Annotated in this window: 29 protein-coding genes and 1 pseudogene; 5 read left to right on the top strand and 25 right to left on the bottom strand. The window is 35.8% G+C overall.

Annotated elements, in window-relative coordinates:
• Positions 1 to 108: 108 nt before the first annotated feature.
• From AC0KUU_RS08685 to AC0KUU_RS08735, 11 genes and pseudogenes are all read right to left on the bottom strand, one after another.
• Positions 109 to 849, bottom strand: coding sequence for a metallophosphoesterase family protein (locus tag AC0KUU_RS08685; RefSeq protein WP_043982440.1), 741 nt, complete (start codon positions 847 to 849; stop codon positions 109 to 111).
• 315 nt (positions 850 to 1,164) lie between these two features.
• A pseudogene (locus AC0KUU_RS08690) lies at positions 1,165 to 2,763 on the bottom strand (M4 family metallopeptidase); the annotation flags it as partial.
• A gap of 604 nt (positions 2,764 to 3,367) precedes the next feature.
• A complete protein-coding gene (locus tag AC0KUU_RS08695) occupies positions 3,368 to 3,499 on the bottom strand; it encodes a YjcZ family sporulation protein (protein WP_016764087.1) in 132 nt (43 codons plus the stop codon).
• Between the two features lie 259 nt (positions 3,500 to 3,758).
• Positions 3,759 to 3,971: a hypothetical protein gene (locus AC0KUU_RS08700; RefSeq protein WP_013083131.1), complete on the bottom strand. Its 213-nt coding sequence runs from the start codon at positions 3,969 to 3,971 to the stop codon at positions 3,759 to 3,761.
• An 89-nt stretch (positions 3,972 to 4,060) separates the two neighbouring features.
• Entirely contained in the window at positions 4,061 to 6,148 is a 2,088-nt protein-coding gene (locus AC0KUU_RS08705; RefSeq protein ID WP_043982435.1) for a PAS domain S-box protein, read from the bottom strand.
• A 135-nt stretch (positions 6,149 to 6,283) separates the two neighbouring features.
• Complete coding sequence (locus AC0KUU_RS08710) at positions 6,284 to 6,550, bottom strand: hypothetical protein (protein WP_014460133.1); 267 nt, start codon at positions 6,548 to 6,550, stop codon at positions 6,284 to 6,286.
• A 61-nt stretch (positions 6,551 to 6,611) separates the two neighbouring features.
• Complete coding sequence (locus tag AC0KUU_RS08715; RefSeq protein WP_043982434.1) at positions 6,612 to 7,508, bottom strand: GH25 family lysozyme; 897 nt, start codon at positions 7,506 to 7,508, stop codon at positions 6,612 to 6,614.
• Positions 7,509 to 7,534: 26 nt separating this feature from the next.
• Positions 7,535 to 7,774: a hypothetical protein gene (locus AC0KUU_RS08720; protein WP_043982432.1), complete on the bottom strand. Its 240-nt coding sequence runs from the start codon at positions 7,772 to 7,774 to the stop codon at positions 7,535 to 7,537.
• A gap of 181 nt (positions 7,775 to 7,955) precedes the next feature.
• Positions 7,956 to 9,335, bottom strand: a complete 1,380-nt coding sequence (gene fumC, locus AC0KUU_RS08725; protein WP_043982430.1) for a class II fumarate hydratase — start codon at positions 9,333 to 9,335, stop codon at positions 7,956 to 7,958.
• A 223-nt stretch (positions 9,336 to 9,558) separates the two neighbouring features.
• The gene (locus AC0KUU_RS08730) at positions 9,559 to 11,910 is read right to left on the bottom strand and encodes an immune inhibitor A domain-containing protein (protein ID WP_322552047.1); all 2,352 of its coding nucleotides are present in this window, start codon (positions 11,908 to 11,910) and stop codon (positions 9,559 to 9,561) included.
• 382 nt (positions 11,911 to 12,292) lie between these two features.
• A complete protein-coding gene (locus AC0KUU_RS08735; protein ID WP_013057017.1) occupies positions 12,293 to 12,589 on the bottom strand; it encodes a hypothetical protein in 297 nt (98 codons plus the stop codon).
• 233 nt (positions 12,590 to 12,822) lie between these two features.
• Here AC0KUU_RS08735 and AC0KUU_RS08740 point away from each other — a divergent pair, with 233 nt between their 5' ends.
• Positions 12,823 to 13,416: an exonuclease domain-containing protein gene (locus tag AC0KUU_RS08740; RefSeq protein ID WP_043982427.1), complete on the top strand. Its 594-nt coding sequence runs from the start codon at positions 12,823 to 12,825 to the stop codon at positions 13,414 to 13,416.
• Between the two features lie 236 nt (positions 13,417 to 13,652).
• Here AC0KUU_RS08740 and AC0KUU_RS08745 read toward each other — a convergent pair whose 3' ends face one another.
• From AC0KUU_RS08745 to AC0KUU_RS08760, 4 genes are all read right to left on the bottom strand, one after another.
• The gene (locus tag AC0KUU_RS08745) at positions 13,653 to 13,820 is read right to left on the bottom strand and encodes a Fur-regulated basic protein FbpA (RefSeq protein WP_013057013.1); all 168 of its coding nucleotides are present in this window, start codon (positions 13,818 to 13,820) and stop codon (positions 13,653 to 13,655) included.
• Between the two features lie 226 nt (positions 13,821 to 14,046).
• Positions 14,047 to 15,540: a sodium:solute symporter family protein gene (locus AC0KUU_RS08750; RefSeq protein WP_043982425.1), complete on the bottom strand. Its 1,494-nt coding sequence runs from the start codon at positions 15,538 to 15,540 to the stop codon at positions 14,047 to 14,049.
• Positions 15,540 to 15,737, bottom strand: a complete 198-nt coding sequence (locus AC0KUU_RS08755) for a DUF3311 domain-containing protein (protein WP_013083119.1) — start codon at positions 15,735 to 15,737, stop codon at positions 15,540 to 15,542. The genes AC0KUU_RS08750 and AC0KUU_RS08755 overlap by 1 nt, the downstream gene beginning before the upstream one ends.
• Before the next feature lie 292 nt (positions 15,738 to 16,029).
• Positions 16,030 to 16,881, bottom strand: a complete 852-nt coding sequence (locus AC0KUU_RS08760; RefSeq protein ID WP_043982424.1) for an STAS domain-containing protein — start codon at positions 16,879 to 16,881, stop codon at positions 16,030 to 16,032.
• Between the two features lie 234 nt (positions 16,882 to 17,115).
• Between AC0KUU_RS08760 and AC0KUU_RS08765 the strand changes: the two genes are divergently transcribed.
• Positions 17,116 to 17,622: a PCYCGC motif-containing (lipo)protein gene (locus AC0KUU_RS08765; RefSeq protein ID WP_013083117.1), complete on the top strand. Its 507-nt coding sequence runs from the start codon at positions 17,116 to 17,118 to the stop codon at positions 17,620 to 17,622.
• A 149-nt stretch (positions 17,623 to 17,771) separates the two neighbouring features.
• On the opposite strand, the gene AC0KUU_RS08770 is transcribed toward AC0KUU_RS08765, so the two are convergent.
• Entirely contained in the window at positions 17,772 to 18,749 is a 978-nt protein-coding gene (locus AC0KUU_RS08770; RefSeq protein WP_016764075.1) for a ring-cleaving dioxygenase, read from the bottom strand.
• 246 nt (positions 18,750 to 18,995) lie between these two features.
• The gene (locus AC0KUU_RS08775; RefSeq protein ID WP_043982422.1) at positions 18,996 to 19,556 is read right to left on the bottom strand and encodes a maltose acetyltransferase domain-containing protein; all 561 of its coding nucleotides are present in this window, start codon (positions 19,554 to 19,556) and stop codon (positions 18,996 to 18,998) included.
• 236 nt (positions 19,557 to 19,792) lie between these two features.
• Here AC0KUU_RS08775 and AC0KUU_RS08780 point away from each other — a divergent pair, with 236 nt between their 5' ends.
• Together AC0KUU_RS08780 and AC0KUU_RS08785 are read left to right on the top strand one after the other, a co-directional pair.
• Positions 19,793 to 20,149: a hypothetical protein gene (locus AC0KUU_RS08780; RefSeq protein WP_043982420.1), complete on the top strand. Its 357-nt coding sequence runs from the start codon at positions 19,793 to 19,795 to the stop codon at positions 20,147 to 20,149.
• A gap of 7 nt (positions 20,150 to 20,156) precedes the next feature.
• Complete coding sequence (locus tag AC0KUU_RS08785) at positions 20,157 to 20,690, top strand: PIN domain-containing protein (protein ID WP_043982419.1); 534 nt, start codon at positions 20,157 to 20,159, stop codon at positions 20,688 to 20,690.
• Between the two features lie 80 nt (positions 20,691 to 20,770).
• Here the strand turns inward: AC0KUU_RS08785 and AC0KUU_RS08790 are convergent, their stop codons facing one another.
• Positions 20,771 to 21,016 carry a hypothetical protein gene (locus AC0KUU_RS08790; protein WP_043982417.1) on the bottom strand — a complete coding sequence of 82 codons (246 nt, stop codon included), beginning with the start codon at positions 21,014 to 21,016 and terminating at the stop codon, positions 20,771 to 20,773.
• A gap of 43 nt (positions 21,017 to 21,059) precedes the next feature.
• Positions 21,060 to 21,953 (bottom strand): helix-turn-helix domain-containing protein, encoded by an 894-nt coding sequence (locus tag AC0KUU_RS08795; RefSeq protein WP_013083112.1) that lies wholly within the window; start codon positions 21,951 to 21,953, stop codon positions 21,060 to 21,062.
• A gap of 503 nt (positions 21,954 to 22,456) precedes the next feature.
• Here AC0KUU_RS08795 and AC0KUU_RS08800 point away from each other — a divergent pair.
• A complete protein-coding gene (locus tag AC0KUU_RS08800) occupies positions 22,457 to 22,699 on the top strand; it encodes a hypothetical protein (protein ID WP_043982416.1) in 243 nt (80 codons plus the stop codon).
• A gap of 53 nt (positions 22,700 to 22,752) precedes the next feature.
• Here AC0KUU_RS08800 and AC0KUU_RS08805 read toward each other — a convergent pair whose 3' ends face one another.
• From AC0KUU_RS08805 to AC0KUU_RS08830, 6 genes are all read right to left on the bottom strand, one after another.
• Positions 22,753 to 22,947: a hypothetical protein gene (locus AC0KUU_RS08805; protein WP_043982415.1), complete on the bottom strand. Its 195-nt coding sequence runs from the start codon at positions 22,945 to 22,947 to the stop codon at positions 22,753 to 22,755.
• Between the two features lie 51 nt (positions 22,948 to 22,998).
• Positions 22,999 to 23,691, bottom strand: a complete 693-nt coding sequence (locus AC0KUU_RS08810) for an HNH endonuclease (protein ID WP_052500355.1) — start codon at positions 23,689 to 23,691, stop codon at positions 22,999 to 23,001.
• Positions 23,692 to 23,813: 122 nt separating this feature from the next.
• Positions 23,814 to 24,200, bottom strand: coding sequence for a hypothetical protein (locus AC0KUU_RS08815; RefSeq protein ID WP_043982414.1), 387 nt, complete (start codon positions 24,198 to 24,200; stop codon positions 23,814 to 23,816).
• Between the two features lie 49 nt (positions 24,201 to 24,249).
• Positions 24,250 to 24,450 (bottom strand): hypothetical protein, encoded by a 201-nt coding sequence (locus AC0KUU_RS08820; RefSeq protein ID WP_043982413.1) that lies wholly within the window; start codon positions 24,448 to 24,450, stop codon positions 24,250 to 24,252.
• 553 nt (positions 24,451 to 25,003) lie between these two features.
• The gene (locus AC0KUU_RS08825) at positions 25,004 to 25,240 is read right to left on the bottom strand and encodes a hypothetical protein (protein ID WP_016764066.1); all 237 of its coding nucleotides are present in this window, start codon (positions 25,238 to 25,240) and stop codon (positions 25,004 to 25,006) included.
• A gap of 91 nt (positions 25,241 to 25,331) precedes the next feature.
• Positions 25,332 to 25,499, bottom strand: coding sequence for a hypothetical protein (locus AC0KUU_RS08830; RefSeq protein ID WP_157842275.1), 168 nt, complete (start codon positions 25,497 to 25,499; stop codon positions 25,332 to 25,334).
• Between the last annotated feature and the right edge of the window lie 64 nt (positions 25,500 to 25,563).

Genomic DNA, 25,563 nt, shown 5'->3' on the forward strand with positions numbered 1-25,563 from the left:
GAATAACTTTTATTTGCATGTATCATACTAATGGTGTTGAAAAACCCCTCATATACTCCACTAAAAAACCTTCAGTATTTATGCTGAAGGTTGAAATACATTCTATTCTTAATTTTTTAATCCTCTATAGCGAGCTGTTTTTAATTCTTGAACGTAGGGTTCAAAATCCGGCATCTCTACAGCTCTCGCCAATTCGATAGCCTTTTCAATATCGTATGGAATACGTACAAATTGAATAGAAAATGCTGAAGAACTTTCGTCTTGATCCTTTCCTTCTAAGATAAGATAAGAAGCTTGTGGTAAATCAAGCGGGTTTCCTACACTTCCTACATTGCATAGCGTTTTCCCTTTAATATGTTGAATAAATGCATTATGTACATCTCCGTAACAGATAACATCTGGCTCTCTTGATCCTTTTATATTTTCCGTATATTCCGTATTAGCAAATAGACTAAGGCGCTTTTCAAGTGAATCCCAGGGTTGAATTCGATCATAAAGACTTCTAGGTGAAGCGTGAAACATTCTAATTAATTTTCCGCTCATCATAAACTCAACGGAAAAAGGAAGTTCCTTTAAGTATGCCTCTTGGGCTGAACTTAACTTCTTCTGATGCCATTTCAACGCTTCGAATTCCGCAGGCTTTGTAATGAAGTCATCCCAGTTTCCCATTACTGTTACTTCGCACTTTTCTTTTATGATATCAATCGCTTTACTTGAATCCGGTCCTTTTCCTACTAAATCACCTAGACAAATGATGCGATGGATATCTCGCTGTTGTATGTCAGCTAAAACTGCTTCTAATGCAGGAAGATTTCCGTGGATATCTGAAATAACAGCAATTTTGTCCATTGATTCCTCCACTCCTTTTTCATATGTATGTATTCAATTCTTTTCTTTATTATAACATTTTATAATAAGACCGTTTACTAAAACGTGTTCTCTTCATTTAACAAACAACGGTATAATTCGAATGGACATAAAAGGGAGGAATAAGAAGTGGATTTTTATAGATCAAGAAGAAATCTGTTTTCCTTATTTATTAACATAAAATAAAGGAGTACTGTAATATATTTATACGAGTACTCCTTTATTGGTAGTAAGGTAGTAAGGTAGTATAGAGAGTCGTAAGATACCTCATTTATCTTGCGACTTTTGGTTTACAACTTATTGAACACCAACTGCGTCAAATGACTTGCCTACTGAAATTACTTCTTGAGAGCCTGAACCGTATAGATCAGCAGCAGCTTGTACTAAACCTGCACGCGCTTGGCTAAACGTTGTAGACTGAGTGAAGTATAGCGTATTAGCACGGTAATAAATTTTCCCTAGCTTATCGCCGCCGATGCCTGTTACAGTAACCCCGTAATGCGTTCCTCCGTTAGCTAGCAAGTAGGCAGCTTTGTTGATAATACCGCTGTTTGTATGAACTCCGCCGTTGTCACTAGAACCTGTATAGCGCTTTGAATAATGATCCGGATCTCCATATTTCGCTGGGTTGCTCATTGAACGAAGCGCATCACCGCTTGTACCAGGCGTATAAATATCTTCTCCAATTTCCCAATCTGGATTACGGTTGTCATAGTATTCTACCAATGTTCCGAAAATATCGGAAATTGCTTCGTTCAATGCACCTGATTCATATTGATAGATTAAATTAGAACTTCTTTCTGTGACCGCATGCGTCAATTCATGTCCAATAACATCTAATCCTCCTGATAGCGGAACAAAAGTAGTTCCATCTCCATCTCCGTATACCATTTGGGAGCCATTCCAAAACGCATTATTGTAGCCGCTACTATAATGAACAGTCGATTTTAGCGGAGCTCCTGCATTGTCATAGGAGTTGCGGTTAAATTTGTTTTTATAATAATCATATGTCACGCCTGCATAATAGTGAGCATCTACTGCAGCTGCATCGCGGGTTGCATTATACGTATTATCCGTGTCTGCCCATAGTGCACCTGGCAGAGATGTACGATTTTTTGCATCATACGTATAGATTGTCGCCCCTCTTGTATTATCTTGTAAGTAGTAAGTAGAACTAGATAACGTTGTCTTTAAAGATTTAGTATCTCCAAGCACTCCTTTACCTGAGCCAATAGCATTTGTTCCTGTTACAGGTTTCGCTGCCGGCTTTGCCGCTTGCTTCACATCGGCTTTTGGACCAGCTACGGAATCAATCGTATTGTACTTATCTAGCACTTTACCGCTAATAGCATCAACAAAGTAATAATAGTTTCCTGGTTCAGGGCTTAAGAAATTTAAATTTACTACATAAGCATACGTTGTGTCTGAACCATTTTGATAAACATACAGTTCAGATGAAGGGGATTTTTCATATGTCGGTTTAAAGCCTAAGTCTTTTTCAGCTGCTTGAATCGCCTTTTTGCTGTCAACTTGTTTCTGTCCTTTTAGCTTTTCCTTTTTATCTAAATCAGGAGCTACTGTACCTGATACAACTTTTAAGGTTCCATCTTTCGCTACGTGTGCTAATTGAGTAGATCCCCAAACAGGAATATTATTATATACCTGCTGCAAGCGTACAACGGTTGCTTGTTCAACGGGATCTTTCACTACTTCTGTCACTTTAAATGAGTTTTGAGCATTTTCGTTTCCTAATTTATATTTGTCTTTATTTGTATTCATATAATGAAATACGACGTCTTGAGCTTTCTGTGATGATGGGCCTGAAAGCTTTCCAGAAATAAACTCAGGAGATTTAATTTCTTTGTTATACTTTTCGGTTGAAAGTACATTATTTGGCGCTGCACTGCTCGTATGTGCAAAAGCAAATGATGAAGAAAGGATACCAACTGATAATAATACCTTTAAAGCCTGTTTTTTCTTTTTCATAGTTTTTTCTCCCTATCCCTAGTAAATTTAATTACCGCAATTTTTCTGTTAATTGTGATAATTAGCAACATTATAGCAACTAAAAATTACTACGTCTATATATTATTTTAATATTCCTATTATTATAAAAATTAAGAATAAACCTTTTGCAATAAGTCTTTTTTACCTATTTAAACTATATGAAAATCATTTTGTTGATTTTCATACAAGTAAAATAATTCTTCAAGTCAGCTGATAAAAACTAGCGGCCTATGGAGTATTATTCGGTCTTACTATCAGTCCTGAGAAGCATTTTACAAAAATTACTTATAAGGAAAATTATAAATTCCAGACCATTTTTGAGGCTTAAATCTACTCTGCCTCTTCATTTTTTTATTTTTTTAATCTATTAATTAAATTTTTTGTATGTTTTTTATGTACATGCACAACATTATTTTATTATAGTACTGCCCTTCTTATGAACATAAAAAAGCACGAATCTACTAAAATCTTTGTAAATCCGTGCTTTTTCTGTTTATTTCAAGCATGTACAACCAACGATAACTAATAAAACAAATAGTACAACGATTAATGCAAAACCGCCACCGTAACTACCGTAGCCGCCGTAGCCATAACCACCGCCGTAACCCCAGTTGTAAAATCCCATTTCACTTCACCTCCGTAGCCTGTTTACTCTATAGCATATGTACAGGCTAGAAAAAATGCTCGCCCATTTATCGCCCTTTTATGACGATAAAAAAAGACTGAGACATAACGAAATCACTCCAATCAACCGCTAGAAGCAACCAGCTAGATTAAACCCATGTTCACCATAACAATAAAAAGATCCGAACGATGAATCGTTCGGATCTCCCTTCAACTAAAATACTTTTGTCACAGCCTCTTTTAAGATAACAAATATTAACTTATTTACTTTTAGAAGCTTGTTCTTTAAAGCGAAGTATGTAATACGGAACAATACAGATAACCGCCAAAACAAGAGCCGTTAAACTGACTATGCGGGGATTATTAAGCCCAAAAGAATAGTCTCCAAAAGATGCTCCAATCGCAATAATAGCAAAAATAATATACAGAATACGAAATATGTTAATCCACTTTTTCTGTTTAATCGTAACCACTCCTTTGCTTATTTTACTCCAACATAGAATATTATAACTTTACTAAACAACTTGTTGCAAAATTTCTTCTCCCTTTGACTGATTACCTTTTATTCTAACGGTAAACAAATTTCTACACTCGTCCCTTTGTTTACTTCACTTTCAATACTAAGAGTTCCTTTATGTTGTTGGATAATATTAAAGCAGATCATTAACCCTAACCCGATTCCGTCTTCTTTAATACTGTAAAATGGTTCACCTAAATGTTTGATGCGTTCTTTTGAAATTCCTACACCTTCATCAATAATTTGAATATGAATATGATTGTTGTCCTTTTTTCTCAGCTCAACTTTAATTTCTCCTCCGGAAGGCATTGCTTCAATCGCATTCTTAAGAATGTTTATGAACACCTGTTTCATTTGATTGCTTTCACAATATACAAAAGGCATTTCTCCATATGAGTTAAGTTCAATAAAGATGTTTTTCATGGTTGCTTGAGGCTGCAGCAATAAAATCACTTGTTGAATTAACAGCTGCAAATCAATCGACTGAAATGTTACGGCCTGTGGTTTTGCCACAGACATGAATTCCTCAGTAATCATTTCAATACGCTCAATTTCAGAGGATATAATGTTCATATAGGTTAACTCTTCTTTACTCGCTTTTTCAGTTAATAACTGCATAAACCCTTTGATGGCTGTTAAAGGATTTCTAATTTCATGAGCAATAGCTGTAGCAAGCTGCCCGACCGCTGCTAATTTCTCAGATTTCTGCAGCAGCTCTTCTGTTTTTAAGTACTCTGTTCTGTCTCTTGAAACAATAAGAAGCACTTTTTTGTTTTCTATATTGAACAACTTTCCACTATATTCTAGTTTTTTTATTTCGCCGGACTTAAACGTAAACTGTGATTGCAGCGTAAAAGAAAGATTTCCGTTGCGAATTTCTTCGACTGTTTTTTGAACAATGTCAGAATCTCTAGGTATAATATCGTGGCAAGGCATGGATAAAAGCTCTTCTCTCGTATATCCAAAGCGCTTACATCCAGCTTCATTTACTTCAACAAAACGAGAAGGAAAATGATCCGATCCTATTTCAAGTAAATAAATTGCGTCGTTTGCGTACTCAAATAACGTGCGATATTTCAACTCACTTTCTTTAAGCCTACGATGCAGCAAGTCAAGCTCTTCCTTTGCTTTTTTAGCTTCAGATATATCCACGCATACTCCAGACAAACCTACCAACTCATCTTTCCCATTAAAAATTGGAGAAATGGTGATGCGAAGGTCTACTAAACTTCCATCTTTACGAGCTCTTACAACTTCTACTCGATTGATTGCCTCTTTTTCAGCAACAGTCTTTTTTATATTCTCATGTACATCCTCACTAAAAGCTCCTGCTATATCGTAATATTTTTTCCCAATGACTTCATGGGATTTCCAGCCATATACTTTTTCATAAGCTTCATTAACTCGCAAGATTCGCCCTTCTAAATCAGTTATAATAACCGCATCCATGTGATGATTAATAAAAGACTCCAGCTGTTCTTTCGTATATTCTAGTTCTTTTTTCATTATTCTGACAAAAAAAGAATCTTCTTCATCCTTACATGAATCTGATCCAGCATAAGCAGCTTCTTCTGCTACAGCGTAAAATTTACGATAAAATTCTATCGTCGCTACAGCTACTCCCAGTCCGAGAATCCCGAACACTAAATATTCTATTTCGCTATAAAACGGCGACTGAATAGGTGTATTCCAGAAGTAATTTGTCAGTAAGACATGAACGATAAAATGAATAAAGAAACAAAGAAGAGATTGTTTTAATAAAGAAAACTGCTTTCTATATCGAATAAGAGGAAGGGAAAACAAAAAGGTAAAAATTAAAATTAAGATAGTCAGTAACCAATGACTTTCTAAATAGATACTGCACACGGCCATAGTGATACCTGCAACTGCACCGGCTCTATAACCAAAGTACAGAACGGTCAAAATAAGAGGAAGGAAACGTAAATCATATGTAATTTGTTGATACGTAACGCTATATACCATAAGAATAGCAGAAACAATACTTGCATAAATACCACTCATCCATTTGTATTTATGGGCTAGACGCTGTAACAAAAATATTCTTATCGCAATCATAATACTGACAAAAAACGAAAAAATACATAAGTTAACAAATAATCCGCTACTAATCACTCCTTCTATTCCTCCTTTACTTGTAAATATGCGTAAAATAATTCCCTTATATAGAGAGTGTAACATGAATAAGCGCTGCTATTTATAAAATTAATAAAAAAACTAGTCTCGCCCGAGGCAAGACTAGTTTTTTTATTATCTATGCTGATCTTGATACATAGGTCCTTCTGAAATCATATTGCTTTCAGAAACGTACGTAGGATCTGAATGCGCATCTTTATTTAGGCTAGCATTTACCTGCTGTTTTTTAGATAAACTTGAAAGTTTTACTTTGGCACTTCGAACAAGTCCTTTTACTTTCCGTCGTTTCGCAGCATCGCTTAATATATAAGACGTAATGCCGACTCCTACCGTTGATAGCGTAATACCTGATATCAATGCTTTTTGTTTTCTTTTTCTCATAATAGCTCCTTCCTTGTACCTTTTTGAATCTTACAGTAACTTTTCCCCCTCAGGTAATCTCTCAAACCAGATTATTCAGATTATTCACTTCTTTAACAAGACGCGGCAGTGTGTCCGCTCCTGCTATTCCATCTGAAAAAAGTCCATACCGATTCTGGAATTTTTTCATTGCAGCGATTAATTCATCTCCATAGAAGCCGTCTGCTCCAAACTTCGGAAGAGAAAAACCTAGCGCAAGTAAGTTTTGCTGAATTTGTTTGACTCCTAACCCTCTATCACCTTTGGAATACACAAAGGGTCCTTTTTTATTATTCGTCATAGAGAGATTTGTTGTGACTTCTTTAAAAAATGAGCAGTCCATTTCATTTATATCCACATTTGTAGAAATTCCTTTTACTCTGCCAGAATCCGTATACTGAAACATGGCCCATCGCTGCCACTGACTTAGCTCACCAGGGTGCTGCATACCGCCTTGTCTGTTGGCCGCACTATATCTTGCTACCCACAAAGGATACTTACTTATTTCGTTTGTGAAAAAAGTTTTAGCAAAATGATAATTTGTATATACGATAGGCTTAATTCCTGTTGTTTTGTGAACATGCTCGAGCCAGCTTACGGCAAAGTCAGAAACAAATTCTTTAGATTTTTTTTTATCTTCTTCTAGATCCAAACACGGCGGAAGGTCTAGTTTCATTTGTCCAAGCTGAGCAATAAAAAAAGCAGCTTCTTTCTCCGGGCTATTTGTACAGTGAGCATAATGATAAAACCCTACTCTCAAGCCCGCATTTTTGGCACCTATATAATTTTCATAGGATCTAGGGTCTACAAAAGTTCCGCCTTCTGTTAACTTTATATACACCCCTTTTACTGAGGTGTTTTTTATTTCTTTCCAATTAATGATTCCTTGATGATGAGAAACGTCGAGAATAATAGGATTATTTGAATGTCGCCTTTGCATAGTTTTCACCTCTTTTGCTAGCTTTTTTATGTATACGACGAATCTTTCAAAACCCCTGTTTTTTCCGGATCCCGGTATTCTTTTATAACGATGTGTAAAACATTGCTCATTTGAATAGCTAAATAAGCTTCATGTTTTTTGTCATAATAACGATACCATCCTTGCGTATGAATAATAGATTCCTCAAGCTCTTTTACATTTTCTGATTCAACCAATGTACCGATTGATTTTTCATTTCCAAAATAAAACTTCACTTCGTACGTCACTTGAATCCCTCCTTTATAGAAATGTAAATACCCTAATCGTATGTAGTTGAATCTAGTATAAGGCAGTGTGAAAATTCTTTTAATCCGCAATTTCTTTTTATGTGTTTATTTAGAACAATGTTTATTTTATTAATATTTATTAAAAAGAAGCCAAGCAGCTCAGAATGCTTGGCTTCTTTTTTTATTTTGATGGATGAATCATATTAGCGGGATTTACCCATTGTTCAAATTGTTCTTCTGTCAGAAGGCCTGTTTTGACCGCTGCTTCTTTTAATGTCGTTCCTTCTTGATGAGCCAGTTTGGCGATTTTAGCCGCATTTTCATAACCTATGTGCGGATTTAATGCTGTTACAAGCATAAGAGAATTTTCTAGATTATGCTGAATCTTTTCTTTGTTGGGTTCAATTCCTACTGCGCATTTATCGTTAAAAGCCTGCATGGAATCTGTCAGCAATCTAACTGATTGTAAAAAATTATAAATAATAACCGGCTTAAATACATTTAATTCAAAGTTTCCTTGACTAGCCGCAATGCCAATCGTCACGTCATTCCCAAGCACTTGTGCAGAAACCATTGTTAGAGCTTCACTTTGAGTTGGATTTACTTTTCCAGGCATAATAGAACTTCCTGGTTCGTTAGCAGGAATCGTAATTTCGCCTAGCCCGCTCCGAGGACCGCTTGCCAGCCAGCGCACGTCATTGGCGATTTTCATTAAGTCAGCTGCTAATGCTTTGAGTGCACCGTGGGCATAAACCACTTGATCGTGACTTGTTAATGCATGAAATTTATTAGGTGCTGAGACAAATGTTTTTCCAAGCGTGCTGCTGATTTCTTTCGCTACTTCATCGCCGAAGTCAGGATGTGCATTTATCCCCGTCCCAACAGCTGTACCGCCAATAGCTAGCTCCTTCATATACTCTACGCTTTGTTTAATCATTTCTTCATTCTTTTCAAGCATATGATGCCATCCGCTAATTTCTTGTCCTAGTGTTAGCGGTGTAGCATCTTGTAAATGGGTTCTGCCTATTTTAATAATATCTTTAAACTGCTCTTGCTTCGCAGCGAACGTTTCTTTTAATGTTTTTAGAGCAGGCAATAATTGATCTTCCACTTCTAGTACAGCTGCAATATGAAGAGCTGTAGGAAAAGTATCGTTAGAGCTTTGTGACATATTCACATCATCATTTGGATGAAGCGTTTCGTTGCCATTTATTAGCTGGTTTCCTCGGCGGGAAATCACTTCATTTACATTCATGTTTGATTGCGTTCCGCTTCCTGTCTGCCATACTACTAAAGGAAAATGTTCATTCCATTTCCCTTCAATAATTTCGTTAGCAGCTTGTACGATGGCTTCCGATTTCCCTGCTGATAGTTTGCCTAGTTTATGATTACTAATAGCCGCACTTTTCTTCAAAACCGCAAAAGCGCGTATTACTTCAATCGGCATTTTTTCAATTCCTATTGGAAAATTTTCTTTACTTCTTTGCGTTTGCGCTCCCCATAGTTTATCTTCTGCCACTTTGATTTCTCCAATTGAATCTCTTTCGATACGATAGCTCATAGTTAGAACTCCTTTTCAATATTTTCTTTACCTATTAGTATTGATTATATGGATGAATTTCATGACATAATAACAATTATTCACTGTTGAAAATTCCCTTTATTTTATTTTTTAAACGGCATTAAACACTTTGATTATTTAGCTCATAGTTTATTTTGATTTTCTAACATAAAAAAAGATCCGAAGAGTACGCTCTTCGGATCTTTTTTTAATACGTCTAATTTTACTTATGAATCCATACAGCACCAGCTGAATTGTCTTTTGCTTCACCAATTACGTCTAATTTTAATCCGTTTTGAGGAAGCAAGCGGCCTGCATCTTTAATTCTTTCATCTAAATACGATTTTTTGTCATTGAAGCTTGTAACTCCATTTGATTCTTTAGATGAAATAGTTCCCCACGTTTTATGAGAATATGACCAAGCAGGTGATTTATCAAATGAGAACGCCGCGTCTGCAATTTGATATCGGCTTGAATTTGCTGTCGTGCTAATCCCATTCACATTAAAGTAAAGAACTTTATGAGCATGGGAATCAACCACACCAAGGAATCCTTCACCCGGATGTTGTCCTACCCAGTTATCAAGATAGCTTTCATCTGCGTACCAAAGCAGCATGCCTGTATTATATTTTGCACCGCGCGCGAATTGAAGTGCTTTATCGCTGCCTGCATAGTTTCTCCACTCAAGGTAATAATAGTTATCTTTATAGCTGATGCCGTTTGTCTTTTCAAATCCATCTAACGTTACTTTTGGCGCTCCTTCAGCATCGTCCGTAAATACCGTTTTTCCATTTACTACTAAACTTGCATTATCAAGTGCAAATCCTTGAAGAGCAAGTCCTCCGTCCGTTACATATTCAAATTGAAGCTTGATTTTTTTACCTTTAAACTGCGTTAAGTCATAGCTTTTATCTTCCCATTTTCCGCCGGAAGTTTCAGCAGAACCGTCTGCATTATTCGCTTTATCACCAATTGTATCTAACAGAACTTTTGAACCGTCAGGAAGAATCGCATTTACATATAAATAATCGTATTCTGCCTCTACTTCATAGAACGCTTTATAATTAAACGTCGCTGTTTTGGCCGCTGTTAAATCAAACTCTGGCGTCGTCATTGTCGTATGCAGATCGTCTCCGCGTTTACTGTAGTAGTAGTTGCTTCCAAACTCAGGCTTAATCCCTTGAACAGCTTTTTTAGGTAAATTAATCTTTACAATACCCGGTCGTTTGGATTTTGTCACGCTTTGATCAACCACGCTCACAGAGCCTGATTTTGTAATGTTTTTGCTGTCGATTTGTTGAATATTTGCCCAGTTTCCACCCATATTTGCTTGGAAAAACTCTTTATTTTGCGGGGAGAAACTTGTCGGTTCTGTTCCAGCTACTTCACCAGCCCAGCTCCCTCCGCTCATAATTGACCAAACGCCTACCGGCTCACCTTGACCTGTATACTGTGTATCATACTCATCCGGCAAACCTAAATCATGGCCAAATTCATGAGCAAAAACGCCAACTGCTCCGTCTTCTGGTTCAATTGTATAATCATAAGCAGCCATATTTGTTCCAGGAACTTTATACACTTGTCCCAAAGTAGAGCGATGAGACCAAATAGCATCGTTTTCTAGTTTACCTCCACCTGCTTCTTGCCCAGTTCCAGCATGAATGACCATTAAGTGGTCCACTATGCCGTCAGGCTCGTTGCGGTTGCCGTCTCCATCGATATCATATTGATCGAACTGATCATAATCTGAAAGGTTAATGCCGCTTTTTGCTGCTGCAGCAAGCGCTTCTTTTACAAGATTACGAGGTCCTTTAGATCCAGGCGCATTATCGTTTCCTCCCACTGGATTGTCTGCTCCGTATTCTTTTGCGTTTCCAGGGACAGTTAACCAGTCAGAAACCGTTCCATCTACTGTGTAACTGCCTCCAGACTGTTCTTCATAATATTGCTTAAACGTTTTAATTTTCTTACCGTTAAATAGCGTAAAGTCTTTCTTTCCAAACATTAATTGCTGATAGTGATTTCGGTTAAAATCTTTTGCATACATGTAACCAGGTTCTTGAACGACATTGTTATGCTTAAAGTCTGCGTATTCGACTAAAAGAACAAGAACTTTATCTTTTCTCACTTGTCCGTTATATTTGGCCTGAGCTGCAGGTTTAACGTTTACCCCGTTCCCCGAATTGTTTCCTTGAGACTTAATATTAGCAAATTCGCCTCGTTGAAACTTTTCTTTTTGTTTTGTTTGCATTTCTTTCGCTTTCAAATCAATTTTGCTAGCCTTATGTCCCTTCATGCTCTCTTTATGTGCATCTTTTTTGTTTATGTAAGAAGTAACGGCTTTCTTCACTTCTTGCGGTGTTGCACTTTGAGAAATAACTCCTTGGTTTTTCAGTGCGTTAGCCAATCTTTCTTCCGGTACTGTATTCATATCAATTGGTGAACTCGGAAGTTCCTCCGATTGTGCGGTTTTAGCTGAAGCCGTACTTCCATTCATAAGTACTGGCCCCACTCCGCTTAATGTAACAGTTGTGGCAAGAAAAGATGTCCCCAAAATCTTTTTCCAGCTTTTCAAGTAAACCCCTCCATTTTAGAATTTTCAAACTATTAGCAAGATTTATTTTATATTCTAAAACTAGGAAGGTCAACTACATTTTACTATATTATTAAAATTTTTTGATTCTAGTAGATAATGTAAAATAGTTTTATAGTATGTAACTAGTTTTCTTTGCCTGACAATTAAAATGTCTGATAAACCCTTCTTACGTATGCAAATTCCATGCCAAATCGATAACCAAAACTAAAAATATATGAAGCGTATTTTTTTAGGGAATTAGAACTATCTTTTCCGTATTACTATTATATAAAAACAAAAAATTCCCCATTATGGATACAGAAAGATAAAAAAATCACTTCCCAATAGACGAGAAGTGATAATCTCTGTATGCAAGTAACTTTTAAGAATGTTCTTTTTGACGCTGCAGCAAGATATGATAGAGCGACATGCTCCAAATAGACATATTGCGCGCTGCGATTTCATAAGGTTTTTCATCAATTTTAAACAAGAAATCCCCTTCATAACTCACGGATTTCCCTTGCTTTTCCAGCTCTTGTTTAACAGCTTCGATCCATTCTACTGCATTCGTATAATGCTTGTTCAAACGAACTTTAATAGTTTGATTCCTGTAATGAATAAAAGATGTAATTCCCCAAAAAATTAAGACAAGAAAAAGTACCATATACAGCAATTGCATGATAACGATCCCCTTCTTCCTTCATTTCATTATTTTCAATGAAGACTTAATTTAGATGAGTAAATATTACTATTCTCCTTTCCTATCGTCATCTCCTTTAAAAAAGTGAATTCCTTTTCCTCGTGGGCGTATAAAATAAATCCATCTACGTGCTCCCTCATCTTTTTTACTAACGTTTTCTGTTGAAAAATGATAAGCTAATAGAATGATAAATAGAAAGGGAGGGCGACGAGTTGTCAACTGAACAAGTGAAATTAGCAGCCGTTTTAGACGTTGAAACAACGGGCTTAAGTGCTCAAACATGCGATATTATCGAACTAGCAATTGCTGTTGTTTCTTATGATTCTTCTACCGGAGAAATAATCGACATTGTAGAAGAATATGAAGAATTTAATATGCCTTCAACTCCCATTTTCCCGTATATTACAAACTTAACGGGAATTACAAATGAGATGGTCAAAAATAAAACATTAGACGATAAAAAAGTGGAATCGCTGTTAACTAGCGTTTCGGCTATCATCGCTCATAATGCTTCTTTCGATCGCAGTTTTCTTTTAAAACGGTATCCATCTTTATTTAACCAAAAATGGCACTGCTCTATGCGTGCTGTCAAATGGAAAGAGTACGGCTTTCCTAATAAAAAACTAACAACGCTCCTTGATCATCATAATATTGAGAGAGAGCACGCTCACAGAGCTATGGATGACGTGAAAGGAACCATTGACTTGCTCAGGCGGCAAAATCCTAGCGGAGAGCCCTATTTTTCTGAAGTATTAAAAAAAACAATGAGCAAACCTAAAAAAACAGCGGCCTCCACTCGTTTTTAACTCAACAAAAAAAGCGCAGCTTCTGCGCTTTTTTTGTTTTTATTTGCATATTTCTTAAGTGTTGAGTTATATGTTTGAGGAGTATGATTGGAAACGGCGAGGCTGTAAACGCACCGGAAGAAAAAGAAAAGTGCCTGCTTTCAAGCAAAAAAAGCCGCGGAGGAACAAACTGAACAGCTGGTATTTACACACATATACGAAATCAGCTGAATTTCTAATAATCTGGAATATTTTAATTATACTTCTCTTATTTTTTGATTTTGAAGATCGTGATGCGTTTGTTCTAGTTCACTTAAATTCAATTCGTACAAATGTCTCCCGTCTTCTGCTTTAAAGTAACCCGATTCAATAATTTGATTCATTAAAAGATCTTTCTTTTGCTCAAATGCTTTTTCAGATGTCATGTTATCATCTCCTTTTTTAAGTGAATATCTTTCATAGAAAAGACGTACACCGCTTGTGGCATACGTCTTGTTGCTTTTCACACTCGTTACCTATGTTTAAAAACAACGCAATCGTTACATTTTATCGAGAAGGCTGCTTATGTCTTGCAGCCATATTGAACATTTTGGTGATGCACTACTTTTATACCCTTCATGGTGTTCTTAAAACGCAATTGGAAAAAGATTTTCACAAAATTTGTTTTTCATCTACTGTCCCGCTTTTAAAATGCGGCTGTGCGGCGATTTTTTTCGTTGCTAAACTGACCACCATTAATACAACTAAATTAATAAATAAAGAAATAACGCCGACATTTGTATCTTTAATGATTTGTGGCAACGCAGGAAACAACGTGCCAAGCGTTGTTTCAGTAATCGTTATATACATCACAGACGCAATGCCGGCAACAATACCTGCACATGCCCCGTATTTAGTCACGATATTGTTTTTCATTAAACTAAAAATAAAAGTAGGAAACAGCTGCGTCACAATGCTGTAGCCCATTAGTAAAAGCGTTACAATCGTATTCCCTCCATGAAGTGTAAAATAGACTGAAACAAGCGCAATGACCGGTACAAAGCATTTAGCCAGTATCGAAATTTGTTTGCCCGTCGCTGAAGGAACAAGAACGCCATAAACGTTTTTGGATAATGACGTAGAAGCTGCCATCAAAAGCATCGATCCAGGTACAAGTGCTGTTAATAAACCGGCTGCGCCAATAAAGCCGACAATCCACGGGTCAAATGTTTGAATGGAAAGACGAAGCAGTGACAAGTCCGCTTCTGCACCTTGTAGTCCAGGTACCTGCATAAGAGCAGTAAACCCTACAAAAAAGACAAAAAGCAGCATTAACGTATAAATAGGACTTATAATAGAATTCTTTCGAAATACATTCTCGTTTTCAGCTGAATACGTTGCATTAAACGTATGCGGCCACATGTAAAATCCTAATACGGTCAGCATGACTGTAGAAATAAACCACGAAATACTTAGACCTGTCTTGGGAAGAGTAAGAAACGTTGGATTTGCTTGATGCACAGCTTCAAACATCGGCTGTAAGCCTCCGTAGTAATGAATCGGCATATATATTCCTAAAAATAAGACAACAATAAAAATCATAATATCTTTAACAATAGCCGTCCACGCGGAGCCATGTATGCCTGATATCATTAAGTAAACCGTTAATGATATGGCTCCAATCCAAATGGCTGCGGTTGAAGAGATAGACCCATAAGAAGCTTCAGATACAATAATACCTAAGCCTTTGAACTGTAAAATAATATAAGGAACAATTGCCAGCACCCCTGCGCATGAAACAACGATGCCGAGAAACGGGCTGTTGTATTTTGAAACAAAAAAATCCGGCTGAGACATAAGCTTATGCTGCTTCGCATATCTCCATATTTGCGGGCCAATCCAATACCCTAACACGTACGCTAAAGAAATATAGGCTAAAATATAAAACGCTGGCCCTCCTTTTCCATATGCCCAAGCGCTTCCTCCTAGAAACGTAAAAGTAGTATAGATTTCACCCGCCATCAAAAAGAAGACAAAAACAGTTCCAAAACCTCTGCCGCCTACGCTCCACTGTTCTAAATCCATTTTTTTGCCCCGCGTAGCTCGAATTCCAAGATAAATAGCTAAAAGTAAAAAACCAAAAATAATAATCAGAGCAGTATTCATTATTTATCTCCTCCTTTAACAGCAGGATCGAGCTTGTACACAATGCCCATAATAAAAGACGTAAGGATTACCCACATAACAATCCAAAAGAGAAAAAAAGGCATCCCTAAAATAAACGGCGTTACTTTGTTAACAAAAGGCAATAAACCTAATATTCCTACAAATGGAAGCAAGCAAAGAAGATAAATTATTTTCATAGAACTCCTCCTTAATCACACGGCTTATCAGTACTTATCTAACACTTTAACTATCTCATTATGTACTTCTCTTATTCTTCTCTTTACACCTCCATTCTTGAGCTAAACGAGACGTTTGGCATAGAAAACCGCCGTTTATTTGTTCCTTAGTATCTTCCATTTGTCCCCATGTGAAAAGGAGTTTGTAAGGCATGCTTACAAGATTTTGAATACAGCAGAATATAGACAAACAAAAAGAAACGGAACTCAGAGTAAAGGTCTCAGTTCCGTTTCGATTTAGCATTTCTATACTTTATTCTTCTTTTTTCTTTACACCAAGCGAAGAGAGAGCTTGTTTTAAATGTCCAAACGTTTCAATTTTATTAAAACTAATTCCTACATTAACAGCCGTCTGAGCCATGTCAGGACTCACTCCTGACATAATCGCATGGATGCCTAGCAGCTGCAAAATGTTAATCAAATCAAAAAATTTGTGAGCAACATACGTATCTACATAATTTACACCCGATAAGTCAATGACTAGATGCCTTATATGTTTTTCTGCACACTTTTTTGGAACAACCTCGATAATAGAATCACCTTTGATTTCATCAATAAGCCCTACTAAAGGCAAGACCGCGATGTGATCTACAATTGGAATGACAGGAAAACTCGTTTCGTCGATTAGCTCTTGCTGAAGACTTATTTTTTGCCTTGTGATTTTATAATACTGTTCGGAGAATTCATTAAGGAGTTTATCAAATGTTGTATGATAAACTTCGCTCCAAGACAGTATATCTTCTTTTGTAATAGATGAATGTATCAGACTATATGTTTTGACATACGTCCAAATAATTTTTCTTGTTTTGCTTAGCGCTTCTACTACTTCGTAAATCGGCGTATCAAATTTAATTCTGCTGTTTACTACTTCCGTCGTCCATTTCACCATACGTTGTTTAAAAATCTTTTGATCGTCAAGAAAGCCGCTCGCAATTGTTTCAATCGTATAAAGATGCTGCTCACGCAGCTTTTTCTCAACTGAAGCATCTGCGTCCTTTGAGTAAATCGATCCTTTAATATTACTTCTTTGACGCAGCCATTCTTCACTGATAGAGGCTGAATTTTCTAAAATATATTCAAAAAGTCGTTGATTTTGTTCACTCACTACTGTTTAACCTCCGTTCACTTTCTCCTTCTGTCCACTTACTTGCAAAACGCACCTTATGATAAATCCATGCTTCATATTTTTTCCTCGTCCATCTCTATCATACACGATAACCGCTTTGCATACTTATAGAGAATTAGATATAAACAAGCAGGTGTTTGATTATCTACATAGATAAACTGCCGTGTATAATGCAGCTATCATTTATTTTCACATGAAAGGATGTTAATTGTATTGAAAAAATCAATTATTTTGTTGGGGATTCTCGCTACAAGTATTGGATTATCCGCTTGTTCAAACAATACAACAACTTCTTCTGCCACAAACTCTTCTGCACATTCAGGTCATGAACATCACAAAGCTGCAGTTGCTGATATTCGCGAAGAGACTCCGGGAGCAGATGTTTTGCCACAGTTTTTGAAGAACCAGCCTAAAGATATGAAACTAGTTTATCTATCCGTTGCTAAAAATCGTGAACTACTTGAAAAAATCCCTTGCTACTGCGGATGTGGCATGGAAGCGAATCACAAAAACAGCTATGACTGCTTTATTTTTAAAAACAAAAGAAACGGAGCAGTTGTCTGGGATGATCATGGAACAAAGTGCGGATTGTGTATAGAAATTGCAGCTAAAGCTATGCTCGACTATAACCGAGGCAAATCAATAAAAGATATCCGCAAAGACATCGATGAAAAATATAAAGAAGGCTATGCACAACCCACTCCTACTCCTTCCTTGTAGGACATTGGCAGTTTTTAAGCAAACATTCGCGATAGGTATATATATAAGGAGAAGATATCAAAAACACATTCTTTTTTAGCGTTTTGAAAGCTGATTCATCTTTGAAAAAGCAAAAAACACTCAAATAGCTATTTGAGTGTTTTTGTGTATTATTCTTTCACAAACTCTTTTGTACTTCTTACTGTATCAATCGGACGCACGAGCTTCTCAATTTCTGCACGTTTTGGCTCTAAAAAAGGAGGCAGTGATAATTTTTCTCCGAGCGTTTCGTAAGGTTCATCTCCCATAAATCCTGGTCCATCTGTCGCAAATTCAAATAAAATTTGCGGAGCCACTCTTGCATACAACGATTCAAAGAAGTGACGATTCACATAACCAGACGTATGGAAACCGAAGCTTGGCATTCGATTAATCCACTCTTCAAGAGCTTGTCGATTTTCTACGCGAAAAGCAACGTGATGAACAGTTCCAAAACCTTGCTGAGCCTGCGGAAGTTTTTCATTGTGTTCTACTACTACTTGCGCACCGTTTCCTCCTTCTCCTACTTCGAATAGGTGAAGGTCTCCTTCTTGAGCAATCTCTTTAAATAAAAGGACTTTTTCCATCATTTCTTTAAAGTAATTAAACTCGGCAATACGAATAAAGATAGGACCAAGTCCTGTAATAGCGTATTGAAGAGGGACAGGGCCTTTTTGCCAAGGAGTGCCTGATTCAACTCCTTGATTTCCTTCATCGGAAATTAACTGATACTGCTGATCATCAAAATCAACAAACGAAAGCGTCTTTTTCCCAAATAGCTCTTGAATCCCCGTATGATTTACTTCTAAGCGATCAAAGCGCTTTACCCAATAGTCTAAAGCCGCATCATTTGGAACGCGGAAAGATGTTTTTGAAATTTCATTTGTTCCGTGAAAACCTTTTGGAATACCTGGAAAATCAAAAAAGGTCATGTCCGTTCCGGCGCTGCCTTTATCATCTGCAAAAAACAAATGATACGTTTGAATATCATCTTGATTGACCGTTTTTTTAACTAAGCGCATGCCTAACACATATGTGAAAAATTCATAATTCTTTTCTGCACTGCTTGTAATAGCCGTTACGTGGTGTATTCCTTTTAAGTGGTTCATTCTACATTCCTCCGGATAAATCGTCTAGTTTATCATTTATTATTTATCTTTAATTTGAATATCTTTAATTAAAGATAATATACCATGATTAATTTTCCTTTGTCAATAAAGTATGGATGATCTCGGAAGGAAATATGTATATTTTTACATTTAACCAAAACATTATAAATGAGGACGAGCCAAATCGGCAATAAAACATCGTATAAACAAAGAGCTTTTACAATTCAAAAGCTCTTTGTTTATTCTTTAATTTTCAATATGCTTGATTATAATTGCAGGATTGCCTCCGACTACCACGTTATCAGGAACATTTTTTGTCACAACGGCACCCGAAGCAATTACCGCATTGTTGCCTATTTTCACTCCAGGATTAATAACGGCTCTCCCCCCAATCCAGACGTTATTTCCTATTTCTACGCGTTTTCCAAACTCAGCTCCTGAAATTCTTTCAAGAGCATGCAAAGGATGAGTTGCTGTATAGATATGTACACCTGGTGCAAGAAAACAATTATCTCCTATTCTTATTTCACATACATCTAAAAGTACGCAATCAAAGTTAGCATAAAAATTTTCTCCAACATGAATGTTAGAACCGTAGTCACAGCGGAAAGTAGGCTCTATGCAAAGAGAATTTCCCGTAGACCCAAACAGTTCTTTTAATAAGTTTGTACGTCTTTCTTCTTCCCTTTCTGTTGTTTGGTTATAAAGCCTTGTTAATCTTCGAGCGTTTTCACGTTCTTTTATTAATTGCGGATCAGCGGAAAGGTATAATTCTCCATCCAGCATTTTTTGTTTTTCTGTTTTCATTTTGCATCCCCTTTTTTGTAGTTCCTTCTCTAACCGATACTGATTTATTCTCTTACACGATATCATGTTTTTAAACCTTTGTCCGGTATTCGCTGAGATTATAACCCCCCCAGGCAAACATTAGTTAATTTAATAACTCCCGGAAGCTAATTTTTTAATCTTTTTATATAAAAGGAATAGTAAGAGAAAACTTCATCACATATACTATATAAATTTATATAAAAGGCAGGGATATCATGAAAGCACAGCGCTTGGTAGATAACCAAAAAGGAACATACAGCAAGGAAGTTCAGAAGCACTTTAACCTAAAAATAAATGGGAAAATTTATACGCAACCCTCGCCGCAATTACCTCCCTCAACCCCTATGCAGAAGAAAAATCTTAAATACAAACCTCAAAATAAAGTTCTACGCACGTACGATAAAAAAGATAAAACATTAAATGACACACAAGAAAAGCTCATAAAATCTGCAAAAACTAGATTAACTAAATATGAAAAGCTTCTATTAAGCAATGAGCTTTCAGAATCTGCGGCTCTTTACTCACCTTTTGGGTTAGAAGAGCTGGTACGAATGGCTAGTAGAGAGGAGTGAACGATTTGTGTTGGGTGAAAAAGTAATCATTGATACAAACATTTGGGCTTCACATGCGCTTAATTATCCAGAAGTTGTAGAATATATTAATGAACTTATTTCAAATAATGCGGAATTTTTAATGCCTACCGTTGTACAAATGGAACTTCTGTCGCATTGGGAAGTAGAAACAAATCCTCAAGTCAAAGCAGTAAAAAATCATTATATTTACGATATGACAGATAAGATTGTGGACGTTACAAGTGAAATTGCGCAGCTAGCAGCTCAAATTCGCAGAAAAGCTAAAATAGAATCCAATAAAAAAATTAAAGGCCCAGATGCGATGATTGCCGCATCTGCTTTTATACATAATGCAAAACTGATTTCTAACAATAATAAAGATTTTGCTTGGATTACATTTAATTTCAGCTATCGAGGTCAACCATTATCTTATGTAAATCCTATTAAAGATACGATTGCTTATGCTTCTTTTATTAAAAGCTTTGAACATCCCACCCTTCCCGATGCTGATAACTTACAAGAAAACGAGAAGGAAAGCTAATTTGCTTTTATTTTCAAAATAATCCTCGTCTCCCCCCTTTTTCAAATTAAAAGTTTGACGGGTACATACTCCAATTCTTTCTATAATGAATACAGTAAAAAGCATAAAAACTTAGGCGGTGAAAAGAGTGAATTATCAATATTACCCGGAACAACCTTTAGAAGAGTATCAATATGGCTATGATTATTATTCAAATCCCCAAGAAGCTGACGAAAGATTCCCTTATGGTTATTATCCATATCCTCGCCCTCGGCCATTTTATCCTTACCCTTATCCTCGCCCCATTTATTACCACCCCCCTTACTTTTACCCTCGTCCTCGTCCATTTTACCCACACCCAGTGTATTGGAGATAAAAAAAGAAGAGCGATCAGCTCTTCTTTTTTGTTTCTTGATATTTAGACATCTCTTCTTGAATAATGGTCACAAAAGCTTCATTTTGTTCAATTTCAAAAACAGTAATAGCTTTTTCTAGGTAGGCTATTCCTTCTTTAAGCTCACCAAGCTGACAGAGTGCTTCTCCAATTTGATAGTGCAGTTCTCCTAATAAATAAAGCGTCTCATGCTGAATACACAGCTCTAGTCCTGCTTGTGCATATTTAACCGATTTTTCATAACGTTCCATTTGCAAAAGCGCACGCGATAATCCATATAAAATTCGAATTTTAACAAGAGGATCTTTTAACTTAGGAAGCAAAGCAATATGCTGCAACCCTTCCATAAACGTACTGAACGCTTTTTTTAAATGACCTTCTTCTTCATAAATAATGGCAATACTATTTAAAATAGCAATCTCTTTTTCTGAATAAAACTGTTCGCTCGTACGCGTGAACGCAATAGCTTTTTCCAATTTACGAAGCGCTTGTTCAAATTTATTTCCAATATAATAATCACATATGGCTTCGTGCCATAGGAAAAATTGTGCATGAAAAGGATCTTGAAACATAGGATTATCTTTTTCTTTGTTCACCATATGTAACACGGTTTCATAATCGCGTTTTCGTATATAATGCCTAATGGTCGATTTAATTTCTTTTGAATAATCGTTGGGCGTTAGCTCTCCTGCTTCAAAGAAATAATTCATCGGAACCCCTAAGCGTTTCGATAAATGATAGAGAACTTCACTGCTTGCATGAATTTCACCTTGTTCAAATCGATGTAGCTCTTCTTCAGTACAAATTCCTTCTGATAACTCGACAGTTGTCATTTCCGCAATCTTTCGCAGATCTTGAATCAGCTGACCTACTTGTTTTTTATCATTCAAAAAATCACCTTACTTAAAACGTACAAACCCCGTTAAAACAACGTTCCGTTATAATATTGTAAGCCTATTGTACATTTAGATAGTTTTTTTATCAATAGAAATAAGAAAAAAATTCCAATAAAAATTCTTCTAATTATATTGACGTCACACCTAACCCACTTAACCTTTATAAAATATCACCTTGAATTGATAAATTAATTCAACTAACTAATTTTTCTAAGTCCTTGATTAATTCATTAGGGGTGCAAGTATTATTCATTACGTTATTACATATCTTTAGAAGCTCAAGTTTAACTTCTATGTTAATCTCCTTTGATTTCAATTGCTCTTCCACAACAAACAGCCCCTTAATAAGTACATATTATCATAAAAAAGGATTTTTTTGTTATTTTTTCATATGTTTTTGCTTCAAATTTCTTTCTCTGACTTAAAATAAATTTCTTTTTACCTATATTATTTTAATGTATACTAAAAAAACTATATATCCAGAAGGAGGAAATTTAATGACAATCTTTACCGTAGATGCACTTTTAGAAAATAACTCTCAAGTACTACAATATTATCAAACTGCTAGTCGACTAGGGGAAGACATTTGCAATGATCCTCAAAGTGAGACATCTGAAGGTTTATCTCGTATTTTATCTAACCGACAGGTTACTTTTGAAGAGCGGTGTGGCGGAAGACCACTAGGTCAAGAAGTTAAAAATTTAGCAGATGATGCTTCCAGTTCTTATGATGTGGAGTAAAATAATAATGTGCAAGGTTTTGAAGTCTTGCACATTATTTACAATTGTTGAGATTACTCTTCCTCTTCATTGTTTTCACCAATAAATTTGCTTAAGTCAATCTTTCCCTCAAGTATCAGTTTATCTATTATGGCATCTACATATAGACTTACACACTTCTTTCTAATCTCTTCTTGTTCTTCTAAAGTGCGTTTTCTTTTTGATGGAACGACTTCCATTGTAATCTTATACTCCTTTTTCTTTTTCATTACTCTTACACCCTTTTTCCTCTTTTACTCTATGATTGATATAATCCATCATCATATTTTCAATAATGTAGCATTAAACATACGCTTTAGTTCCTCTACATCTTTAGCAGTAGTAATAATCCATGCTCGTATATCTTTATCCATCTTACTCTGCAATACTCTACATGCTTCATTACGCATAGCTAATACTATATCCGTTAAGTGTTGTGGCTTATCATACATATCCACCACTGTTACTGCCATCCATAAATAATCTACATCTAATATTAGATCGCCATGTTCCATATGTTCTTTTACATAAGTAGTTTTACCACTACCTACCGCCCCATTAACAATAGTAACATTGCTTTCTCTCATATGTTCTCTTACCTTCTTAATCTTCGTGTACTTAGTACCATCTACTTCAAAGTGAATTTTATGATGATGTGCTTTACATACTAATTGTAGATTGTCTATTGATAAACGTTTACTCCAATCCTCTTTCACTTCTATAAGGTGATGGACTATTTCAACAGGAGTAAGCCTGCCTTCTTCAAGACAGACCTTGCATAAAGGGTTTAACCTCTTCTTCCTATTGCGTAATTTAATCCATGAAATACTAGAATAAAAGGCTTGTTCTTTCTTATCTATTCGCTGTTCTTTATACTCTCGATGAGTATCTTTCCTACACTTATCACAATATGTATCATAAGTTAATTTTCTACATTCCTCCGTGTTACATATCTTAGGACTCTTGCGAGGCACGATGTGTTTTAATCACCCTTCCTCTTCCTTTTATTATTTAGCACATATTTCAATTTATGTAATTTAGACATAATAAAAAGCCACCCAATTAGAGCAGCTTAAACTTATAAAAATATTAACTTTTATTTCAGCTCTAAAAGTAAATAACTTAGCGCCCTATCTAATGCTTCAGATATATTTTCAACCTCTTCAATCAACTCTGCGCCAGATTTCAAATGATAAGATAAACCCGTATCAAAAATTTTAATTCCACCAGCAACCTGATAGTTAGATTTTAAAACTTTCCTCAAGCTCAATACAGATCCTTGGATTTTAAAAGAAACTAAACAGTCTGGAAATGAAATTTCATTTTCCACTTTATTAAAATTGGCTTTAGGCTGTTGATTATCATTTAGCTTTACATTTAACATCTCAATGAAAGAAACAATAATATCTTGAACCACTAACAGTTCGAAATGCTTTCCTGAAATTTTAGAAACATAAGCATTAATCCAATTTTTATCGACCATATCTATTACCACCTTTTGTCTATTCTATTCGACAAAAAGTTATTTATTCTTACCTTATTATTATTTTTTCTTCTGTAACTATAAACTGCACCACATTATTTAAATTGCTATGCACTAGCTCTTTTTCATTCGAAACAAATTTTTCATGTTTTGTTATATGACTAATAACTTCTTTCTTTGATGTGGCTTCAAATTTTAATTCCTTTGTCCTGCCATTTATAAATTCAAAAACAACTTTAAATTTAAGCATATGTGTATCACCTCTTCATCTACTAGTTCGACAAAGAATGACAAATCACCTGTTTTTAATAAAAAAGGACACTGATGAATCAGTATCCTTATGCTTATTACTTCAATAATACCCCCTAAAACTGAAAGGTATGGCAGGTCCCGAAATAGGCGACTGTCCTCCACCCCCAAGTTTCGGAGCCTTGGCAGGATACCCCAATGGATAATTCCCCCACCAACTGTCAACTTCACCACTAGAATTCAGTACATATCCAGTAGGACGTCCAAAGGAAGGCATGAAATAAGGGTAGAAAGTATAGTTAAAAGGCGTATAGAAATTAGAATAAAACATTTAATCACCTACTTTGTTTGAATTTGTAAAAAAGCCTTCATTAAAATATGAAAGCTTTTCTTTTATTGTGAATCATCGTTTTCAACAACTTTTTATTACTCGAACAAAATAAAAAACACCCAAGCTATGGGTGCTTTTTATACACTTAACATGTTAAAGGAGAAAACGATTCGTTAGCAAAAGAAGTACTGACCATTAATATTATGCTCGAATGTGAATTTACCTATACTGTGCGGTTCTCATTTTTTATTATAAAGCTTGCTAGTCCAATATCAAGAACTGTTCTTTCATGAGATTGTATGTCCCATAATTGTTGATGGTAATCTGGTATATATACACTTCCGTCATATTGAGCTTTAATAACACGTCGGAAATTCTCACTTGAGCATTGCACAATGTAGGACTTTACGCCATTTTCCTCTACAACATTTAGTACTTTAAAATCAAATTGAATTTTCATTCTCTAACCACCGACTCTCTACCTAATAATTTCTACAAAAAGTGTAATAATCCTTCTCTATATATTACTAAAAGAATATTTTCAGCTGTCATTATTCAATATAACTTTTAGCTGCTCCATACGAAAAACCATAAACTCCAACTAACCATAATCTCATTTCATGCCTTTGCTCATCAGTTAACTCTATGTCCGTATCTTCTGGAACGTCTTCATATTCAATATTTCCCTCTAACAACTGTTCGAAGAGTACTTGATTCATTAATATTAGCTCCATTCTTAATAATGATTTTATGTTTCAGCATATTAACTTCTACAAAATAAAA

This window comes from Priestia sp. ST2 (genome assembly GCF_055810735.1).

Bases quoted from the DNA above. Each gene is read 5' to 3' on its own strand.
- AC0KUU_RS08735 (WP_013057017.1), bottom strand. From the start codon at position 12,589: ATGCAATTGCTGTATATGGTACTTTTTCTTGTCTTAATTTTTTGGGGA.
- AC0KUU_RS08685 (WP_043982440.1), bottom strand. From the start codon at position 849: ATGGACAAAATTGCTGTTATTTCAGATATCCACGGAAATCTTCCTGCA.
- AC0KUU_RS08820 (WP_043982413.1), bottom strand. From the start codon at position 24,450: ATGCTTAAATTTAAAGTTGTTTTTGAATTTATAAATGGCAGGACAAAG.
- AC0KUU_RS08815 (WP_043982414.1), bottom strand. From the start codon at position 24,200: ATGGTCGATAAAAATTGGATTAATGCTTATGTTTCTAAAATTTCAGGA.
- AC0KUU_RS08770 (WP_016764075.1), bottom strand. From the start codon at position 18,749: ATGAACCACTTAAAAGGAATACACCACGTAACGGCTATTACAAGCAGT.
- AC0KUU_RS08715 (WP_043982434.1), bottom strand. From the start codon at position 7,508: ATGCAAAGGCGACATTCAAATAATCCTATTATTCTCGACGTTTCTCAT.
- AC0KUU_RS08825 (WP_016764066.1), bottom strand. From the start codon at position 25,240: ATGAAAATTCAATTTGATTTTAAAGTACTAAATGTTGTAGAGGAAAAT.
- AC0KUU_RS08830 (WP_157842275.1), bottom strand. From the start codon at position 25,499: ATGAATCAAGTACTCTTCGAACAGTTGTTAGAGGGAAATATTGAATAT.
- AC0KUU_RS08710 (WP_014460133.1), bottom strand. From the start codon at position 6,550: ATGAGAAAAAGAAAACAAAAAGCATTGATATCAGGTATTACGCTATCA.
- AC0KUU_RS08780 (WP_043982420.1), top strand. From the start codon at position 19,793: ATGAAAGCACAGCGCTTGGTAGATAACCAAAAAGGAACATACAGCAAG.
- AC0KUU_RS08775 (WP_043982422.1), bottom strand. From the start codon at position 19,556: ATGAAAACAGAAAAACAAAAAATGCTGGATGGAGAATTATACCTTTCC.
- AC0KUU_RS08800 (WP_043982416.1), top strand. From the start codon at position 22,457: ATGACAATCTTTACCGTAGATGCACTTTTAGAAAATAACTCTCAAGTA.
- AC0KUU_RS08755 (WP_013083119.1), bottom strand. From the start codon at position 15,737: ATGAAAATAATTTATCTTCTTTGCTTGCTTCCATTTGTAGGAATATTA.
- AC0KUU_RS08790 (WP_043982417.1), bottom strand. From the start codon at position 21,016: ATGGACGAGGACGAGGGTAAAAGTAAGGGGGGTGGTAATAAATGGGGC.
- AC0KUU_RS08750 (WP_043982425.1), bottom strand. From the start codon at position 15,540: ATGAATACTGCTCTGATTATTATTTTTGGTTTTTTACTTTTAGCTATT.
- AC0KUU_RS08805 (WP_043982415.1), bottom strand. From the start codon at position 22,947: ATGAAAAAGAAAAAGGAGTATAAGATTACAATGGAAGTCGTTCCATCA.
- fumC (WP_043982430.1), bottom strand. From the start codon at position 9,335: ATGAGCTATCGTATCGAAAGAGATTCAATTGGAGAAATCAAAGTGGCA.
- AC0KUU_RS08695 (WP_016764087.1), bottom strand. From the start codon at position 3,499: ATGGGATTTTACAACTGGGGTTACGGCGGTGGTTATGGCTACGGCGGC.
- AC0KUU_RS08745 (WP_013057013.1), bottom strand. From the start codon at position 13,820: ATGACATCTGAAAAAGCATTTGAGCAAAAGAAAGATCTTTTAATGAAT.